This is a genomic window from Acidimicrobiales bacterium, from assembly GCA_034521975.1.
Classification (GTDB): Bacteria; Actinomycetota; Acidimicrobiia; order Acidimicrobiales; family SKKL01; genus SKKL01.
Genome location: JAXHLR010000005.1, coordinates 312,561 through 329,370 on the forward strand (window position 1 = coordinate 312,561; position 16,810 = coordinate 329,370).

The 16,810-nt window shown below is 68.5% G+C and carries 23 protein-coding genes; 13 read left to right on the forward strand and 10 right to left on the reverse strand.

The annotated features are described in order from the left end of the window. Positions 1-5: 5 nt before the first annotated feature. A complete protein-coding gene (locus U5K29_08335; protein ID MDZ7678547.1) occupies positions 6-416 on the forward strand; it encodes a cupredoxin domain-containing protein in 411 nt (136 codons plus the stop codon). A gap of 59 nt (positions 417-475) precedes the next feature. Here U5K29_08335 and U5K29_08340 read toward each other — a convergent pair whose 3' ends face one another. After that, positions 476-1,690, reverse strand: coding sequence for a diguanylate cyclase (locus U5K29_08340; protein MDZ7678548.1), 1,215 nt, complete (start codon positions 1,688-1,690; stop codon positions 476-478). Positions 1,691-2,007: 317 nt separating this feature from the next. Between U5K29_08340 and sufB the strand changes: the two genes are divergently transcribed. The 7 genes from sufB to U5K29_08375 all read left to right on the forward strand — a co-directional run bounded on the left by sufB (position 2,008) and on the right by U5K29_08375 (position 7,770). Continuing rightward, positions 2,008-3,411, forward strand: a complete 1,404-nt coding sequence (sufB, locus tag U5K29_08345) for a Fe-S cluster assembly protein SufB (GenBank protein MDZ7678549.1) — start codon at positions 2,008-2,010, stop codon at positions 3,409-3,411. 33 nt (positions 3,412-3,444) lie between these two features. Continuing rightward, complete coding sequence (locus U5K29_08350) at positions 3,445-3,801, forward strand: hypothetical protein (GenBank protein ID MDZ7678550.1); 357 nt, start codon at positions 3,445-3,447, stop codon at positions 3,799-3,801. 54 nt (positions 3,802-3,855) lie between these two features. Next, complete coding sequence (locus tag U5K29_08355) at positions 3,856-5,136, forward strand: SufD family Fe-S cluster assembly protein (protein ID MDZ7678551.1); 1,281 nt, start codon at positions 3,856-3,858, stop codon at positions 5,134-5,136. Continuing rightward, the gene (locus U5K29_08360) at positions 5,133-5,450 is read left to right on the forward strand and encodes a non-heme iron oxygenase ferredoxin subunit (GenBank protein ID MDZ7678552.1); all 318 of its coding nucleotides are present in this window, start codon (positions 5,133-5,135) and stop codon (positions 5,448-5,450) included. The genes U5K29_08355 and U5K29_08360 overlap by 4 nt, the downstream gene beginning before the upstream one ends. After that, positions 5,447-6,262 (forward strand): Fe-S cluster assembly ATPase SufC, encoded by an 816-nt coding sequence (sufC, locus tag U5K29_08365; GenBank protein MDZ7678553.1) that lies wholly within the window; start codon positions 5,447-5,449, stop codon positions 6,260-6,262. Before U5K29_08360 ends, sufC (U5K29_08365) begins: the two co-directional genes overlap by 4 nt. Positions 6,263-6,286: 24 nt before the next feature. Further along, entirely contained in the window at positions 6,287-6,571 is a 285-nt protein-coding gene (locus U5K29_08370; GenBank protein ID MDZ7678554.1) for a 4a-hydroxytetrahydrobiopterin dehydratase, read from the forward strand. Positions 6,572-6,912: 341 nt separating this feature from the next. Then, complete coding sequence (locus U5K29_08375; GenBank protein ID MDZ7678555.1) at positions 6,913-7,770, forward strand: DPP IV N-terminal domain-containing protein; 858 nt, start codon at positions 6,913-6,915, stop codon at positions 7,768-7,770. Positions 7,771-7,774: 4 nt separating this feature from the next. Here U5K29_08375 and U5K29_08380 read toward each other — a convergent pair whose 3' ends face one another. The 7 genes from U5K29_08380 to U5K29_08410 form a co-directional block, all read right to left on the reverse strand. Beyond that, positions 7,775-8,254 (reverse strand): SUF system NifU family Fe-S cluster assembly protein, encoded by a 480-nt coding sequence (locus U5K29_08380; protein MDZ7678556.1) that lies wholly within the window; start codon positions 8,252-8,254, stop codon positions 7,775-7,777. A 35-nt stretch (positions 8,255-8,289) separates the two neighbouring features. Then, positions 8,290-9,525, reverse strand: a complete 1,236-nt coding sequence (locus U5K29_08385; GenBank protein ID MDZ7678557.1) for a SufS family cysteine desulfurase — start codon at positions 9,523-9,525, stop codon at positions 8,290-8,292. Continuing rightward, complete coding sequence (sufC, locus tag U5K29_08390) at positions 9,522-10,265, reverse strand: Fe-S cluster assembly ATPase SufC (protein ID MDZ7678558.1); 744 nt, start codon at positions 10,263-10,265, stop codon at positions 9,522-9,524. Before sufC (U5K29_08390) ends, U5K29_08385 begins: the two co-directional genes overlap by 4 nt. Positions 10,266-10,327: 62 nt before the next feature. After that, the gene (locus tag U5K29_08395) at positions 10,328-10,729 is read right to left on the reverse strand and encodes a hypothetical protein (protein MDZ7678559.1); all 402 of its coding nucleotides are present in this window, start codon (positions 10,727-10,729) and stop codon (positions 10,328-10,330) included. Next, positions 10,719-11,333 carry an MBL fold metallo-hydrolase gene (locus U5K29_08400; GenBank protein ID MDZ7678560.1) on the reverse strand — a complete coding sequence of 205 codons (615 nt, stop codon included), beginning with the start codon at positions 11,331-11,333 and terminating at the stop codon, positions 10,719-10,721. The genes U5K29_08395 and U5K29_08400 overlap by 11 nt, the downstream gene beginning before the upstream one ends. A gap of 134 nt (positions 11,334-11,467) precedes the next feature. Beyond that, positions 11,468-11,881, reverse strand: coding sequence for a type II toxin-antitoxin system VapC family toxin (locus U5K29_08405; GenBank protein ID MDZ7678561.1), 414 nt, complete (start codon positions 11,879-11,881; stop codon positions 11,468-11,470). 3 nt (positions 11,882-11,884) lie between these two features. Beyond that, complete coding sequence (locus U5K29_08410) at positions 11,885-12,184, reverse strand: type II toxin-antitoxin system prevent-host-death family antitoxin (GenBank protein MDZ7678562.1); 300 nt, start codon at positions 12,182-12,184, stop codon at positions 11,885-11,887. Between the two features lie 118 nt (positions 12,185-12,302). Between U5K29_08410 and U5K29_08415 the strand changes: the two genes are divergently transcribed. The 5 genes from U5K29_08415 to U5K29_08435 all read left to right on the forward strand — a co-directional run bounded on the left by U5K29_08415 (position 12,303) and on the right by U5K29_08435 (position 15,732). Further along, positions 12,303-13,406, forward strand: a complete 1,104-nt coding sequence (locus U5K29_08415; protein MDZ7678563.1) for an acyl-CoA dehydrogenase family protein — start codon at positions 12,303-12,305, stop codon at positions 13,404-13,406. A gap of 97 nt (positions 13,407-13,503) precedes the next feature. Then, positions 13,504-13,968: a hypothetical protein gene (locus tag U5K29_08420; GenBank protein MDZ7678564.1), complete on the forward strand. Its 465-nt coding sequence runs from the start codon at positions 13,504-13,506 to the stop codon at positions 13,966-13,968. A gap of 293 nt (positions 13,969-14,261) precedes the next feature. Next, positions 14,262-14,486, forward strand: coding sequence for a hypothetical protein (locus U5K29_08425; GenBank protein ID MDZ7678565.1), 225 nt, complete (start codon positions 14,262-14,264; stop codon positions 14,484-14,486). Then, positions 14,483-15,250, forward strand: coding sequence for an alpha/beta hydrolase (locus U5K29_08430; GenBank protein MDZ7678566.1), 768 nt, complete (start codon positions 14,483-14,485; stop codon positions 15,248-15,250). Before U5K29_08425 ends, U5K29_08430 begins: the two co-directional genes overlap by 4 nt. Continuing rightward, the gene (locus tag U5K29_08435) at positions 15,247-15,732 is read left to right on the forward strand and encodes a YbaK/EbsC family protein (protein ID MDZ7678567.1); all 486 of its coding nucleotides are present in this window, start codon (positions 15,247-15,249) and stop codon (positions 15,730-15,732) included. The genes U5K29_08430 and U5K29_08435 overlap by 4 nt, the downstream gene beginning before the upstream one ends. A 15-nt stretch (positions 15,733-15,747) precedes the next feature. On the opposite strand, the gene U5K29_08440 is transcribed toward U5K29_08435, so the two are convergent. Next, a complete protein-coding gene (locus U5K29_08440) occupies positions 15,748-16,179 on the reverse strand; it encodes a hypothetical protein (protein MDZ7678568.1) in 432 nt (143 codons plus the stop codon). Positions 16,180-16,223: 44 nt separating this feature from the next. Continuing rightward, a complete protein-coding gene (locus U5K29_08445) occupies positions 16,224-16,805 on the reverse strand; it encodes an HhH-GPD-type base excision DNA repair protein (GenBank protein MDZ7678569.1) in 582 nt (193 codons plus the stop codon). Positions 16,806-16,810: the final 5 nt, after the last annotated feature.

Here is a 16,810-nt window from a genome sequence, read left to right on the forward strand (position 1 = left end):
CATCCATGATCCATTGGAGGAAGGGTGTTGTGGTCGCGGTCGGCGCCACTGCCCTGTTGCTCGGTGCATGTGGCGGCGACGACGACGCCGCGACCTCGACGGAGATCGAGACCGAGGCGACGGAGTTCAAGTTCGATCCGGACGCCTGGTCGGTGTCCGCAGGTGAGGAGTTCACCATCGAGTTCACCAACTCCGGCTCCGTCGAGCACGAGTGGGCAGTGCTCAAGGAGGGTGAGGACATCGAGTCCGAGGACGACTTCGCCGAGGACAAGGTCCTGTTCGAGGTCGAGGCGATCCCGGCCGGTGAGTCGGTGACCGAGTCGTTCACCGTCGAGGATGCCGGCACGTACCAGGTGATCTGCGCCATCGATGGACACTTCGACGCCGGCATGGAGGGCACCCTCACCGTCGGCTGAGTCTGGGTGGATGCCCCACCGGCGCGAGGTAGACCAGGGGGTCGTCTTCTACCGGCATGTCAGCGACCGCTGCGCTTGGCCTTGTACATGGCGAGGTCGGCACGATGCAGAAACTGCTCGGCCGTGTCCTCGCCGGGCCCCAGGCTGGTGCCGACGCTGGCGCCGACACGGTACTCGTGGGCGTCATCGACGATCGCGGTGTCGGCGATGGCGTGAGTGACCCGCTGAGCGACAGCGGTCAGCACCGCGGGATCGGTGAGCCGGGGACAGATCACCACGAACTCGTCGCCGCCGTAGCGTCCCACGACGTCCTCGGCCCGGATGACCGAAGCCACACGCTGTGCCACCGCCACGAGCACGTGGTCGCCTGCCTGGTGGCCGTAGGTGTCGTTCACGGCCTTGAAGTCGTCGAGGTCGATGAACACCGCCCCGATGTCGCTGCGTCCCGGACTGCGCTCGCACAGGTCGCGGGTGATCCGTTCGAGACTGTGGCGGTTGGGTAGTCCAGTCAGCGGGTCGTGGGCGGCGCGGTGAGCGAGACCTTCGGAGCGGAGGTGGAGCTCGGTGATGTCCTCGATCGATCCGACGTGTTCGAGGATCCGCCCGTCCGGGGCGGCGATCGGTTGGGATCGTGCCATCACCCACCGCAGGGTTCCGTCGCGGGTCAGCATCCGGTGGGTGGATTCGAACGGCTCGCGCCGGAGCAGTGCCTCCTGGGCCCGCGTGTACACCACCTCCTGATCTTCGGGGTGGACGAATCGGAAGACCGACTGCCCGGTGCTCTCGCCGATCTCGTACCCCGCGATCTCCTCCATCCGGCGGTTGGCCCAGAACAGGGTGCCGTCACGATCGGTGCGGAAGACCCCGATGGGCAGGGCCGAGGTGACCGACCGGAAGCGGGATTCGCTGCGTTGCAGCTCCTCGATCACGGTGGTGAGCTCGCTGACGTCGCTCAGGGTGCTGACGAACCGGATCCCGTCTTCCATCGGCTGGTCCAGGCTGCGAACGGTGAGGGCGAGCGCCCGGTCCCGTGTGTCGGCGAGCCGGATCCGCACCGTCGCCTCGTCGCCTTCTGCGAGGGTGGTGAGCGCAGCCGCTGCGACCGGTCGGTCGTCGGGGTGGATGAGCGCCTGGACCCGCTCGAGAGCGATGGGGAACCGATCCCAGCATCCGGAGATCTCTCGCCACCGCCGGTTCGCGTAGAGGACCCGGCCCGCCCCGTCGGAGTAGGACAGTCCCACCGGGGCGAGGTCGATCAGGGGGTGGCCGTCCACCGGCACGTCAGCGACCACTGCGCTTGGCCTCGTACATCGCGAGGTCGGCACGGTGCAGCAGGGAGGGGCTCGGGCGCGCCGGTTGGGGCGTGTGCTCGCCGCCCTCGGGTGTTGGGTGGTGTCCCGACTGCATCACACTGCCCCGGTCGTGGCCAGGCTCGGTCCTCCTCCCCTCGGTCGGCAGTTCGGGGCCCGATTCGATGGCAACCTCGAGATTTCGTCCTCGGAGGTGCGATCGGGGCGTGGAGTCTGCGGTCGGAGTTGTTACTATCGGCGTAGGAGAAATTCCCGCCGCCGTCACCACGGAGAGACTCCCGATGGCCACCACAGATCTCGCAGTCGACCTCGGGCGCTACAAGCTCGGTTGGAGCGACGCCGAAGACTACGTCTTCAAGCCCAAGCGGGGCCTCAACGAGGACATCATCCAGGAGATGTCGTGGATGAAGGGGGAGCCGGACTGGATGCGTCAGAACCGGCTGAAGTCCTATGCCCACTTCCTGAAGCGGCCGATGCCCAACTGGGGCGGCGACATGTCCGAGATCTACTTCGACGACATCTTCTACTACATCAAGCCCACCGACCATCAGGTCGACGCCTGGGACGAGCTGCCCGACTCGGTGAAGGAGACCTACGAGAAGCTGGGCATCCCCGAGGCCGAGCGCAAGTACCTCGCGGGCGTCACCGCCCAGTACGAGTCCGAGGTCGTCTACCACCGCAACCGTGAGGATCTCGAGCAGCAGGGCGTCATCTTCTGCGACATGGACACCGCGCTGCGCGAGTACCCCGAGATCGTGCGGGCCTACTTCGGCACCGTCATCCCCAAGAACGACAACAAGTTCGCTGCGCTCAACACCGCGGTGTGGTCCGGCGGGTCGTTCATCTACGTGCCGCCCGGGGTCGAGGTCGAGATGCCGCTGCAGGCCTACTTCCGGATCAACGCCGAGAACATGGGTCAGTTCGAGCGCACCCTCATCATCGCCGACGAGGGCTCCAAGGTGCACTACATCGAGGGTTGCTCGGCGCCCACCTACACCACCGACTCGCTGCACTCGGCGGTGGTCGAGATCATCGTGAAGCCGTCAGCGCGAGTCACCTACACCACGATCCAGAACTGGTCGAACAACGTGTTCAACCTGGTCACCAAGCGGGCCAAGGTCGAGGCCGAGGGCCACATGGAATGGATCGACGGCAACATCGGCAGCCGCCTCACCATGAAGTACCCGGCGGTCTACATGGTGGGTCCGAAGGCCTCGGGCGAGGTCCTGTCGGTGGCCTACGCCGGCCAGGGCATGCACCAGGACGCCGGGGCGAAGATGGTCCACGCCGCTCCGGAGACCACATCGAAGATCATCTCCAAGTCGATCTCCAAGGACGGTGGCCGCACCAGCTACCGCGGCTTGGTCCACGTCGACGACGACGCCTACGGCTCCAAGAGCTACGTGCAGTGCGACGCGCTGCTGCTCGACGAGCACTCCATCTCCGACACCTACCCCTACATGGAGGTCGGGTCCAAGGACGCGGTCATCGGTCACGAGGCCACCGTGTCGCGTGTCGCCGACGAGCAGCTCTTCTACCTCATGAGCCGCGGTCTCTCCGAGGAGCAGGCGATGGGTATGATCGTCAACGGCTTCGTCGAACCGGTCACCCGCACCCTTCCCATGGAGTACGCGGTCGAGTGGAGCCGCCTCATCGAGCTCCAGATGGAGGGATCGGTCGGGTAGTGCCGATCACCCACCTCTGTTCCAGGTACCGCCATGCCCATGCGACAGGACTGCAAGTACTTCGAGTCCCGCACCTATCCCACCGGTGACACGGTCAGGAAGTGCGATCTCAACCTGGCGCCCGAGGCTCCCTGGCGGTGCCCCGAGCACTGTCCGAAGTACACGCCGAGGTTGGCCGACGTCGACTGGCGCCACGGCAGCCTCGTCGTCCCACCGACCCCCGATGCGCCCGACAGCCTGGGCGAGGACGAGAGCATCGCCGATCTGTTGGGTGCCGCCCAGGACATCGTCAACGCGGCTGCGCCCGACATCCTCGACGAGGTCGAGGCCGAACGGACCCGTAGCCAGCCGCTGTGGCGGCGCATCTTCCGTCGTCCCCGCGGCGACTAGCCCCACCCGTCTCGCCACCCTTCCCCGCTGGAGCGTGACCCCTCAGTGAGCACCTTGACCCCTGACCAGGCCGCATCCCTCGACGGTCCCGATTGGCTCCGCGAGCGCCGCATCGCCGCCGCCGAGCGTTTCGTCGCCGCCGAGCTGCCCACCCCCGACGAGGAGGTGTGGCGCTACAGCCGTGTCGACGAGGTCGACCTCGACCGGTTCCACCTCGGCACCGACGCCCCGACGGGCGGGCTGCCGTCGCCGGTGGTCGAGGTGCTGGACCGGGTCACGGACCGTGCCGGGTCGGTGGTGGTGCACAACGGCCATGTGGTCGCAGCCGAGCTCGACGAGCGGTGGGTGGCCAAGGGAGTCGCCGTCGGCGGCCTCGACCAGGTCGACCTCGATCCGGCTGCCTTCGGTGCCGCCCCCGCCGAGGCCGACGCCTTTGCCGCGCTCAACGACGCCTTCAGCGTCCAGCCGGTGGTCGTGTCGGTCCCCGCGGGGGTTGCGCTCGACGCCCCCATCGTGGTGGTGCAGTGGATCGACGAGCCCGGCCTGCTGGTGGTGCCCCGCACCATCGTCTCGACTGGCGCCGACAGCGAGGTGCAGGTGCTCGACTGGGTCGGATCACCCGATGGTGTCGAGGCGCTGTCGGTGCCGCTCACCGAGCTCACCGTCGGCGATGCCGCCCGGGTCGGCTACTGCAACGTGCAGGTGCTGGGCGACCGCACCTGGCAGATCGGCAGCCAATCGTCGGTCGTGGGAGCCCAGGCCACCCTCCGCTCCTTCACCGCGGCGTTCGGTGGCGACTACGCCCGGCTCCGCACCGACTGTCGGCTCGCCGGCCGGGGCTCCACCGGCGACCTCTTCGCCGTCTACTTCGGCACCGGCGACCAGACCCTCGACTTCCGCACCTTCCAGGACCACACCGCCCCCGACACCACCAGCAACCTGTTGTTCAAGGGCGCGCTCGACGATCGCTCCAAGGCGGTCTACACCGGTCTCATCCAGGTTCGACCCCACGCCACCGGCACGAACGCCTTTCAGACCAACCGCAACGTCAAGCTGTCACCCGACGCCTGGGCCGAGTCGGTCCCCAACCTCCAGATCGAGAACAACGACGTGCGGTGCAGCCACGCCTCCACGGTGGGACCCATCGACGAAGAGCAGGAGTTCTACCTGCAGAGTCGTGGAGTCCCGCCTCAGGTCGCCGAACGCCTCATCGTCGGCGGGTTCTTCGACGAGGTGATCGATGGCCTCCCGGTCCGGGCTGCCGAACCGTTCATCCGCGAGCGGATCGTCGCCGCCCTGAGCGAGCACACCTGGGTCGAGGAGGTGCAGCAGTGACCGCCACCCGTGTCTGCGCCCTCGACGACATCGAGCCCGGGGGCACCCACCGCGTCGAGTTCGACGGGACCGCCGTCGCATTGGTCCGCATCGACGACGATGTCTATGCCATCGGCGACCGTTGCACCCATCAGAACGTCTCGCTGTCCGAGGGCGATGTCGATGCCGACGAGATGACCCTCGAGTGCTGGAAGCACGGCAGTGCCTTCTCGCTCACCACCGGCGAGCCCACCTCCCTGCCCGCCACCAAGCCCACGCCGGTGTACGAGGTGTCGGTGTCCGACGGCGATGTCTACCTGGAGGCCCGACCATGACCGACGAGATCCACGAGCTGCGCATCGAGGGCCTCTGCGCCTCGGTGGCCGGCCTCGACATCCTCAACGGCATCGACCTGGTCGTCCGCTCCGGCGAGGTCCATGCGGTCATGGGTCCCAACGGGTCGGGTAAGTCCACCCTGTCCCATGTCATCGCCGGTCGGCCCGGCTACGAGGTCACCGCCGGCTCGGTCACCATCGACGGCGCCGACCTGCTGGCGATGCCGGCATGGAAGCGGGCCAGGGCCGGGCTGTTCCTCGCCATGCAATACCCCACCGAGGTGCCGGGCGTCGCCCTCGAAGATGTCATGTACGAGTCGTTGGTCGCGGCGGGGCGCCCCTCCACCGAGGTGCGGGCCGCCATGGTCGCCGAGGCCGAACGCATCGGGTTCGACGAGCGGTTCCTGTCCCGGCCGCTCAACGTCGACCTCTCCGGCGGAGAGAAGAAGCGCAACGAGACCCTGCAGATGGGTGTGCTCGACCCCACGTTCGCCATCCTCGACGAGCTCGACTCGGGGCTCGACGTCGACGCGCTGCAGATCGTCAGTCGTCGCATCGAGGCCGCCACCAAGGAGCGCAACCTCGGTGTGCTGGCCATCACCCACTACAGCCGTCTGCTGCACGAGCTCAAACCCGACCGGGTGCACATCCTGGTCAAGGGTCGCATCGTCGCCGAGGGTGGCCCCGAGCTGGCGGGCGAGCTCGAGGAGACCGGCTACGCCGCCTACCTGCCCGAGGGCGAGGATGAGTCATCGGCGGCCAAGGCGGGTAGTGATCCGTTCGCGGATCCCTTTGCCGATCCGTTGGCCTGACCCCTACCTCTGTGAGGTTCGACCATGCCCGAACCACTCGACGATGCTGCGGTCGACGCCGCTCTGGCCGACCTCGATGGCTGGGAGCGCGACGGAGCTGCGATCCACAAGCAGTTCCGGTTCTCCGACTTCAAGGAGGCCTTCGGGTTCATGGCCCACATGGCCCTCGTCTCCGAGAAGGCCGACCACCACCCCGACTGGGCCAACACCTACAACACGGTCACGGTGAACCTGTCGAGCCACGACGCCGGTGGGATCACCCAGCGCGACCTCGACTGGGCGGCCGCGGCCGACCGCGTCGTGGGCTGATCGGAACCCAAGGTTCGCTCGGGCCGACCTGGAGACACCACATCGCGTAGAGTCGCACGCAAGGTCTTGGGCGAAGGAGGGCCGTCGTGCGGCTCAGAACCGGTGTGACGATGATCGCCGTGTCGATCGCTGTCGCCTGTGGTGCCTGCGGGGGCGATGACTCATCGGTGGCGAGCAAGTCTCGGTCCGACGACTTCTTCGCCACCATGACAGACGCTGGAGCGGAGGCAGACGGTGCAGCCGCGAATGATGCGGACGGCGATGGTTCGGATGGCGACAAGCCCGGCCTTTCCTCGAAGCCCCGGAGCGATGGCGGTGACGAACACGAGGCCACGCCGGTGGTGGAGGTTCCGAGCGGACGGCTGGTGTTCAGCTCCGACCGCTCCGGCAACCTCGATCTGTGGCTCCTCGAGGCGGGCAGCGACGACCCGCGTCAGCTCACGACCGACGAGAGATGGGACCGGGACCCGACGTTCGTCCCCGACGCCACCGCGGTGCTGTTCCAATCCGATCGAGTCGCCGGACCCGACTCGCCGACCGGGTTGAGGAGCTACGGCCTGTACCGGTTCGATCTGGACACCGACGAGGTGACTCACCTCCTTGGCAGCCGTACCTACAACTCCGGCCCGAGCCTGACCCCCGACGGCTCGACACTCAGCTTCGCGAGCGACGCCAGTGGAGAGATGCACATCTACTTCGCCGACCCCGACGGGTCTTCGGCTCGTCAGATCACCGAGGAGAACCGGAGCAACGGGGGGCCGGTGTGGTCGCCGGATGGCACCTCGGCGGTCTACAGCACACGCTCTGGTTCAGACGACTGGGACCTGTGGATCATGGACGCCGACGGCGACAACCGCCGTGCTCTGCTCGACGGGCCGGAGAACGACAAGAGCGCTGACTGGTCGCCGGATGGCCAGCAACTCGTCTTCCAGTCCGATCGCGATGGCGGCGAAGGCGCCTACGACCTGTTCGTGCTCGACATCGACACCGGTGAGGTCACCGCCTTGACCAGTGGTCCTGGCAACGACCAGTTCCCGACATGGTCTCCCGACGGGCGCCACGTCGCCTTCGACAGCGACCGTGACGACACTGGCGAGGTCAGAACCCGAACGAACGTCTACCTGGTCGAGGTCGACACCGGCGACGTCGCGCGGCTCACCGATGGGGACAGCGACAGCTTCCCCGACTGGGGCCCCTGACGCCCTACTCCTCTGCCTCGTCGAGGGCGTTGGCCAGGGTGTTCCAGGACAGCGTGGCGCACTTGATGCGCACCGGGAACTTCACCACCCCGCGCAGTGCCTCGAGGTCGCCGAGCTCGGTGCCGGGCTCGCCGTCGCCGAAGGTCTCCTCGGGCTCGGCGTCGGCGTCGAGCTCCTGCTCGTGGATCGACATCATGGCCTTGAACGCCTTGATCAGGTCGCGCGCCTCGGACACCGTCTTGCCCTTCACCGCGGCGCTCATCATCGAGGCTGACGACTGGCTGATGGAACAGCCCTGGCCGCCGATCTTGACGTCGGACACCACCCCGTCGTCGAGGAGCAGGGTGACCACGATCTCGTCGCCGCACAACGGGTTGAAGCCCTCGGCCCGGTGGGCAGGGGGCGATTCGAGCTCGCCGCGGTTGCGGGGGCTGCGGTAGTGGTCGAGGATGATCTCGCGGTAGAGGTCTTCGAGGCCGGGCATCAGCAGTCCAGGGTGCGGTCGATGGTCATGTCGGGTCAGATGGAGAAGAAGTCCGATGCCGATTCGAGCGCATCGCCGAGGGCGTCGACATCGGACTCGTCGTTGTAGAGGTAGAGCGACGCCCGCGCGGTGGCGCCGACGCCCATCCTACGCATGAGTGGCTTGGCGCAGTGGTGGCCGGCACGCACGCACACGGCTTCCTGGTCGAGCACCTGGGAGATGTCGTGGGGGTGCAGATCGCTGAACGCGAACGACAGGACGCCGCCGCGCGAGGCGGGTTCGGGCGGTCCGTGGATGGTGAGGTCGTCGCCGAAGCGGTCACCGAGGGTTCGCATGGCGTAGGCGGTGAGCCCGACCTCGTGCTGGCGGATGGCGTCCATGCCCAGCTGGTCGAGGTAGTCGACCGCGGCGTGCAGGCCGATGGCCTCGGCGATGGGAGGTGTGCCCGCCTCGAAGCGCCAGGGCACTTCGTTGGGCGTGAAGCCGTCGAGGCGGACGTCGCGGATCATCTCTCCGCCGCCCATGAACGGCGGCATGGCTTCGAGCAGCTCGGCCCGGGCCCAGAGGCCACCGATGCCGGTGGGGCCCAGCATTTTGTGGCCGGTGAACCCGAAGAAGTCGCAGCCGAGCTCGCCGACGTCGGTCGGCAGGTGTGGCACCCATTGGGCACCATCGACGAGGACCAGCGCACCGGCACCGTGAGCGGCGTCGATGATGCGCCGCAACGGTGGGATCGTGCCCAACACGTTGGACATGGCCGTGATGCCGACCAGCTTCACGCCGTCGATGAGGCGATCGAGGTCGCTGAGGTCGAGCTCGTAGTCGTCGCCGACGGGAAGGTATCGAAGCTCGATGCCGCGCTCGGCCTGGAGCTGCAGCCACGGCACGATGTTGGCGTGGTGCTCGATCTCGCTGAGCAGCACGGCATCGCCTTCGGCGAGGTTGGCTCGCCCCCAGGAGTGAGCCACCAGGTTGATGGCCTCGGTCACGTTCTTGGTGAAGACGATCTCGTGGGGAGAGTCGGCACCGATGAAGCGGGCGAGGGCCGCCCGCGCCCCTTCGAACTGGTGGGTGGCGTCGGCCGCGATCTGGTACACACCCCGGTGCACGTTGGCGTGGGTGGTCTCGTAGTAGGTGTCCATGGCCTCGAGCACCTGCCGAGGCTTCTGGGACGAGGCGGCCGAGTCGAGATAGACCAGACGCCGCCCGTTGACCTCGCGCTCCAGGATCGGGAAGTCGGCCTTGATCTTGGCCACGTCGAGCACGCTCACCGGAAGGCCTCGTAGCCCTCGGCCTCGAGCCGTGAGGCCAGATCGGGTCCGCCGGATTCGACGACACGACCCTCGACCAGGATGTGCACCCGGTCGGGGGCGAGGTGGTCGAGGAGGCGCTGGTAGTGGGTGATGGCCAGCACGCCGAGGTCGGGCCGGTCGGTGCGGACTTCCTGCACCCCGTTGGCCACCACCTTCAAGGCGTCGATGTCGAGCCCCGAGTCGGTCTCGTCCAAGACCGCGAACTCAGGCTCGAGGATGGCCATCTGCAGGATCTCGTTGCGCTTCTTCTCGCCACCGGAGAACCCCTCGTTGAGGTAGCGGTCGGCGAAGGACGGATCCATGTCGAGGCGCTCCATCCACTCCATGATCGCCAGGCGCAGCTCGAGCACCGACAGATCGATGCCCTTGCGGGCCGACAGGGCCTGACGCAAGAAGTTGATGACCGACACCCCCGCGATCTCCTGGGGATACTGGAAGGCCAGGAAGATACCGGCCTTGCCCCGCACGTCGGGGCTCCAGTCGGTGATGTCGTCGCCCTTGAAGCGGATCGAGCCCTTGGTGATCTCGAAGTCGGGACTGCCCAGCAGCACGTTGGCCAAGGTGGACTTGCCCGAGCCGTTGGGACCCATGAGGGCGTGCACCTCGCCGGCACCGACCGAGAGGTTGACGCCGCGCAGGATCTCTTGATCGTCGACGGTGACGTGGAGGTCCTCGATCTCGAACAGGGGAGCAGCCATGGGCTCGATTCTAGGCACACCATCGAATTTGCACTACCTGCATAGTGCTAATCCCGGGTGAGTCAGTCGTGATCGCGGAGGTCTTCCTTCCAGGAGCGGAAGCGGGTGTGGGTCGCTCCGCTGGGGCCGGCCCCCTCGCCGGTGCCGTCGGGGTGGAGCCGGAACGAGTAGGTCCGCGAGAGGTCACGGGCATCGACGACCAGGTAGCGGGCGTCGGCCCTGGCGGCGGGGCCGGCGCGCCACAGCAGCCAGTCGCCCAGCCGGCGCTTGTAGGTGATGAGGGGCTGGTCGATGTCGTCGCCCAGGTGGAGCAGTTCGTCGGGGGCCTCGATCCACGCCTCGGCGGGGATGTTGCGGTCGCGGATCGGTGTGGCCGGCAGGTCCGCGGTGTGGACCGGGGTGTGGTCGACCGGGCGCTCGTCGGCGGGAAGGGCAGAGCCCGGCGATCGACCGTCACCAGCCACGGTCGACCCACTCCTGGAGGTGGGGGCGCTCGTCGCCGATCGTGGTGTCGTCGCCGTGGCCGGGCATGACGATGACGTCTGGGTCGAGCCGGGAGAGGAGCTTCTCGTCGATCGAGGTGATGATGGTGTCGAAGTCGCCACCGGGGAAGCTGGTGTTGCCCGGACCGCCGGGGAACAAGGTGTCGCCGCTGAACAGCACGGGCGAGTCGACCAGCTTGAACGACATCGAACCCGGCGTGTGGCCGGGGGTGAAGATCGTCTCGAGTCGCAACCGTCCCACCTGCAGCTGGGACTCGGGCTCGAGGATGTAGTCGTAGGAGTCGAGCATCGACGAGTCCTCGGCGGTGACCCCGACCAGGTAGCCGGCGTCGCGAACCGCGGGGACGGCCTGGATGTGGTCCCAGTGCCCGTGGGTCTCCAGGACGGTGCGCACGTTCAGCCGCCGACAGAGGTCGAGCAACAGGTCGTGCTCGTTGGCGGCGTCGAGCAGCACCGCGTCGCCGGTCTCGGTGCAGCGCAGCACGAACACGTTGTTGTCCATGGGGCCGACGACGACCTTGTGGATCTCGGCCCGCTCGTCGGACCAGTGCAGGGTGTCGCTCATGTCACTCAGTGTGCCCCGACCGGGCCCCGAAGCCGACGCCTCCTCGCGAAGCCTCCCTCCTGACGGTCCACGCGCCCATGGGCGCGTGAACCGCGCAGCATGGGAGCAGGGACCGGGGTCGTCGCGGCCGGGCGTCAGGGACTGACGGGGGAGATGACCTCGAGGCCGAGCGACGCCGCGGCGGGGATCTGCTGGCGGTCGAAGGTGAGGTAGCGCACCGGGCGGGGGAGGCGGTCGGCCGCGGCCAGGTGCACCGAGTCGACGCTGCGGACGCCGTAGGCGGCGCCGATCTCGACGGCCCGAGCCAGGCACTGCTCGTCGACCGGCACCACCACGAACCCATCCCAGTCCTCGCGCAGCGCCGCCCACAGCTGCCGCTGCTGATGGCGCCCCATCGCCACGCGGTGCAGCGCCACCATGGCCTCGGTCCGGGCCATGGCCGACGCGCACCACACCGGATCCTGGGCCATCGCGTCGAGCACCAGGTCACGCCCCGGTTCGCGCAGGTACCGCTTGATCAGCGCCGATGCATCGACGGCGAGCGTCATCGCTCAGCTGCCCCGCAGCTCTTCGAGCACCGTGCCGGTGCGGGCGTCGATCGGCGGGTCGATCGGCTCGGGTGGTTCGGGGCGGTCGTGGCGCCGCGGCGCCCGGGCCAGCCCCGCGGCGACGAGATCGTCGAGGGTCGGTGTGTCGTCGGTGCTGAGCGGGCCGAGCTGGGCGACGGGTCGGCCGTCGACGGTGATCACGATGCGTTCGCCCGCACCGGCACGGCGCACCACCGCCGCCACCTGGTTGCGGAGCTCGCGGATGGCGATGCGATCGCGGGCGTGTTCGGCAGCGGCGTCCACGGTGCTGGAGCGTAGCACCGGTGTACACAACTTGGGTGGCACACGGTGGCCGAGCTCTGTAGCTTGTGCACCGAACCGGGAGATCGCCCGGCACGACAGATCCCAGAAGGGGGAGCACGTGAACTTCGCATTCAGCGAGGAGCAGGAAGAGCTCCGGCGCATCACCCGGCAGTGGCTCGAGAACAAGTCTCCCGAGGCCACCGTTCGAGAGCTGATGGAGACCGAGGACGGCTACGACCCCAAGGTCTGGACCCAGATGGGCCAGGAGATGGGCCTGCAGGGCCTCATCATCCCCGAGGAGCACGGCGGCCAGGGCTACAGCTACGTCGAGCTCATCGTCGTGCTCGAGGAGATGGGCAAGCGGCTGCTGTGCGCCCCCTACTTCTCCACCGTCGCCCTCGCGACCAACGCGCTCCTCCAGGCCGGCACCGACGACGCCAAGAAGTCCCACCTGCCCGGCATCGCCGCGGGCGAGACCATCGCCACCCTCGCCCTCACCGAGAGCAACGGCCGGTGGGACGAGGAGGGCATCACCCTCGAAGCCTCCGGCGACACCCTCACCGGCGAGAAGATGTTCGTCCTCGACGGCCACACCGCCAACCTCATCCTCGTCGTCGCCAAGACCGGCAAGGGCCTCGGCATCTACGCCGTCGACGGCGACGCCTCGGGCCTCACCCGCACCCCGCTGGCCACCATGGACCAGACCCGCAAGCAGGCCAAGCTCACCTTCGACAACACCCCGGCCACCCTCGTGTCGGCCGACGACCTGGGCTGGGACGCCATCGCCCAGATCCTCGACCTCGCCGCGGTGGCCCTCGCCGCCGAGCAGGTCGGCGGCGCTCAGGAGTGCCTCGACATGGCGGTCCAGTACGCCAAGGACCGCGTGCAGTTCGGCCGGCCCATCGGTTCGTTCCAGGCCATCAAGCACAAGTGCGCCGACATGCTCCTCGAGGTCGAGTCGGCCCGCTCGGCCGCCTACTACGCCGGCTGGTGCGCCTCCGAGCTCAACGACGAGCTTCCCGCCGTCGCCAGCTTGGCCAAGGCCTACTGCTCCGAGGCCTACTTCCACGCCTCGGCCGAGAACATCCAGATCCACGGTGGCATCGGCTTCACCTGGGAGCACCCGGCCCACCTCTACTTCAAGCGGGCCAAGTCCTCCGAGCTGCTCTTCGGCGATCCGGCCTACCACCGCGAGCTGCTCGCCCAGCGCATCGGCATCTGACAGACGGCTCCTTTGGCTCGGGCCGGACCCGGTGGCGCAGTCCTCGTGGCTGCGCCACCGGCGTCCGGGGGTGGGGTGAGCCGGTACGATCGCCCCCGTGCTGACCGTGGCCATCATCGTGATCGGGGGCGCGATCGTGTTCGCCATCGCGGCGGTGGCGGTCGGCCAGGTCACCTCCAACCTGGCACGGACGCCCGAGCGGGCCGTCTACGAACCCGAGCAATCGCTCGACTTCGTGGCCGAGGCCCTGCCCACCGATCTCACCGCCGAGCTGAGCTACGGCGACGTGAGCCGGGTGTTGCGGCTCTTCCACGACTACCTGCACTCCCATGGTGTCGCCACCACCGCAGGTGATGCCGTCGTCGAGTCTCCCGCGGCGGTGATCGATCCCGACACCGCAACCGACTACGTCCTCGAGCGGGCGGCTCTGGTCGGCTTCGCCATCAGTCGCGCCGCGGTCGACGCCGTGATCGAGGCCCAACTGGCCTACTTCGAGGCCATCGGCGCGGTGGGTGGTCCCGTCGAGGGCCCCGACGATCCTGGAGGCTCACCGAAAAGGTGATCGCACTCGTGGCGCCGCGTTCGCTACTGTGTCGGGTACCGAAGAAAGGAGGTGGTCCAGCTGAGTAGTCACATGATTTCTGGGACCTCGGAGGTGGCTGGCCGCTAGACGGCCCGCTGGACCCCTGGCGAATCTCCGCCATCCACCCTCGGAGCCGACGGCCGGGAACTGGTCCCGCCTGGTAGCAAACGTCGTCCGGGTTCATCCAGTACGAAGTGGGAAGGGGAGGCCTGCGGGCCTCCCCTTCTCGCGCGCCGGCCACCACGCCGGTCGTGGGCTTCTAAGCTGACGGCATGGAACGCCCCACTCGCTTCGAGGACCACCGGTTCGTCGGCGACAAGCGGTCACAGGTCGTCTACGACCTCGACGCCGACGATGTCGATCCCGACCAGATCGACGAACTGATGAGGTCCCGGCGCTACATCTGCTTCGGACCCGACACCCTCGCCGAGGCCCGCAACCGGGGCTACCGCCTCTGGCGCGGTCACCAGGAAGGGCGCCAGACCGCCGACGCGTGACCGAACACCGCTTCACCGTCGACGGCAACGAGCTGGTGGGCCACCTCGCGCTCCCGCCCGGGAGCGGCACCCGTGCGCTGCCCGGGGTGGTGATCTGCCACGGGTTCCCCGCCGGCACCGGCGGTGGCGCCAACTCGGCCAGGACCTACCCCGAGCTGGCCGACCGCCTGGCCAACGAGATGGGCTGGGCCGCGCTGTGCTTCACCTACCGGGGGTGTGGCACCTCCCAGGGAGACTTCTCGCTCGGCGGGTGGCTCCGCGACACCCTCGGCGCGTTCGAACAGCTGCACCAGCACCCACGGGTCGACCAGGTGTGGGCGGTCGGGTTCGGCACCGGGGGAGCGCTGTGCATCTGCGCGGCGGCGATCGACGAACGTATCGCCGGAGTGGCGGCCATGGCCGCCCCCGCCGACTTCGACGACTGGGCCAGCCACCCTCGCCGCTTGCTCGATCACGCCCGCGAACAGGACGCCATCACCACGTCGAACTACCCGCCCTCGATCGAGCAGTGGTCACGTGACCTGCGCCGGATCCGAGCGGTGGCGTCGGCAGCGGAGCTCGCACCACGGGCACTGCTGCTCGTGCACGGATCCGAGGACGAGTCGGTTCCGGTGTTCGACGCCCGTGTCACCGGAGACGCGCACGGCGCGGCCGACCTGCGCATCATCCAGGGTGCGGGCCACCAGCTTCGCCACGACCCACGAGCCATCGCCGTGCTGCTCGGCTGGCTCGACCGTCAACGACACCTCCAAGGTGCACCATGAGCCACCCCAACGCCGACCGGGTCGCCCACGCCGCGCGCGCCCTCGGACTCGAGGTCGAGATCCGCGAGTTCCCCGAGGGCACCCGCACCGCCGACGACGCGGCAACGGCCATCGGGGCCTCGGTCGGCCAGATCGTGAAGTCGCTGGTGTTCTCGGTCGACGACGAGGTCGTGCTCGCCCTGGTGAGCGGAGCGAACCGGCTCGACGAGGACAAGCTGGCTGCTGCGGCTGGCGGCATCGAGGTGGGGCGGGTGGGGGCCGACACCGTACGGGCGGCGACGGGCTACCCGATCGGCGGGGTCCCGCCGGTCGGCCACCTCGCACCCCTGCGGGTGTTCTGCGACGAGGACCTGTTGGGCCACGACGTGGTGTGGGCCGCAGCCGGAACACCTCGCCACGTGTTCAGCGCCGAGCCTCGCGCCCTGGTCTCGGCGGCCGGCGCGGCCGTGGCCCCCCTTGCGTCGGAGCGAGCCAGCCCGTGAGCGGCTGAAGGGGCCCTATGCCTTGCCGCGCTCCACCTGATCGCGCAGGTCGGCCACCTCGCGCTCGAGCTGGTCGACCCGCTCGACCAGATGGCGCCACTCGTCGAGTGTCTGGGTCGCCTTCGTCACCTTGGTCTGGACCTTCTGGGCCACGGGTTCGGCGAGGTCACGGGCGCTCGACACGACCGAGCGGAGCTGGGCGGGTAGGCCGGCTTCGGAGCCGTCGGTGTCGTCGTGCACCCCCAGCGCTTCGGCGAACTCGTCGAGGTCTGGCTTGTCCTGCTCGTCGGCGGGATGGTGGCCAGGCTGGTTCTCGGCGGGTACCGGACCACTGCCGGGCTCGTCGCGGGGCGCCGTCGGCTGGGTCGACACCTCGGTCTGCATGTGATCGGGGTCGAGCGGGGTGTTGCCGCTGCGCTGCAGTTCAGGTTCTTGTGGACGTCCCATGGGCGAACATGTACCCGAACCGGTGGATCGGCAAACGGAGGGGGTCAGTCCTGTTTGGACCTGCCCTTGGCCTTCTGTGCCTTCTTCCACTCGCGCACCTTCTGCAGCGACTCGGCCGAGTCGACGTCGGCGACCGAGCGGGGCACGGCGTCGGAGAACGGGGCGGCCACCTCCTCCCACCCGGCCGGCCGCTTGCCCAGCCGCTTGGCCAGCACCGCGATGAAGATCTTGGTCTTCTCCTCGCCGAAGCCGGGAAGCGCCGAGACCCGTTCGTGGAGGCCGGCGCCGGTGCGGGTGCGCGACCACACCTTGGCCGCGTCGCCGCCGTAGTGCTCGACCAGATGGGCACACAGATCCTGGATCCGGCCGGCCATCGACGCCGGGAACCGGTGGATCGCCGGCTTCTGTCGGCACACCGCCTCGAACTCGTCGGGGTCCATGGTGGCGATGGCCTCGGCGGTGAACCGCTCGCCCAGACGGTCGCGCAACTTGGCGGGCCCGGAGAAGGCCAGCTCCATCGAGACCTGCTGGTCGAGGAGCATCCCGATGACCAGTGCGAGCGGGTCGGTCACGAGCAGTGAATCGGAGTCGGGATCTCCGGTGATGGGGATGGTGGGCGTCGACATGGTGG

What these genes read in the sequence shown, in the direction of transcription:
- U5K29_08335 (MDZ7678547.1), top strand. Translation starts at nt 6, where the DNA reads ATGATCCATTGGAGGAAGGGTGTTGTGGTCGCGGTCGGCGCCACTGCC.
- sufB (MDZ7678549.1), top strand. Translation starts at nt 2,008, where the DNA reads ATGGCCACCACAGATCTCGCAGTCGACCTCGGGCGCTACAAGCTCGGT.
- U5K29_08350 (MDZ7678550.1), top strand. Translation starts at nt 3,445, where the DNA reads ATGCCCATGCGACAGGACTGCAAGTACTTCGAGTCCCGCACCTATCCC.
- sufC (MDZ7678553.1), top strand. Translation starts at nt 5,447, where the DNA reads ATGACCGACGAGATCCACGAGCTGCGCATCGAGGGCCTCTGCGCCTCG.
- U5K29_08370 (MDZ7678554.1), top strand. Translation starts at nt 6,287, where the DNA reads ATGCCCGAACCACTCGACGATGCTGCGGTCGACGCCGCTCTGGCCGAC.
- U5K29_08380 (MDZ7678556.1), bottom strand. Translation starts at nt 8,254, where the DNA reads ATGCCCGGCCTCGAAGACCTCTACCGCGAGATCATCCTCGACCACTAC.
- sufC (MDZ7678558.1), bottom strand. Translation starts at nt 10,265, where the DNA reads ATGGCTGCTCCCCTGTTCGAGATCGAGGACCTCCACGTCACCGTCGAC.
- U5K29_08400 (MDZ7678560.1), bottom strand. Translation starts at nt 11,333, where the DNA reads ATGAGCGACACCCTGCACTGGTCCGACGAGCGGGCCGAGATCCACAAG.
- U5K29_08405 (MDZ7678561.1), bottom strand. Translation starts at nt 11,881, where the DNA reads ATGACGCTCGCCGTCGATGCATCGGCGCTGATCAAGCGGTACCTGCGC.
- U5K29_08425 (MDZ7678565.1), top strand. Translation starts at nt 14,262, where the DNA reads ATGGAACGCCCCACTCGCTTCGAGGACCACCGGTTCGTCGGCGACAAG.
- U5K29_08435 (MDZ7678567.1), top strand. Translation starts at nt 15,247, where the DNA reads ATGAGCCACCCCAACGCCGACCGGGTCGCCCACGCCGCGCGCGCCCTC.
- U5K29_08440 (MDZ7678568.1), bottom strand. Translation starts at nt 16,179, where the DNA reads ATGGGACGTCCACAAGAACCTGAACTGCAGCGCAGCGGCAACACCCCG.
- U5K29_08445 (MDZ7678569.1), bottom strand. Translation starts at nt 16,805, where the DNA reads ATGTCGACGCCCACCATCCCCATCACCGGAGATCCCGACTCCGATTCA.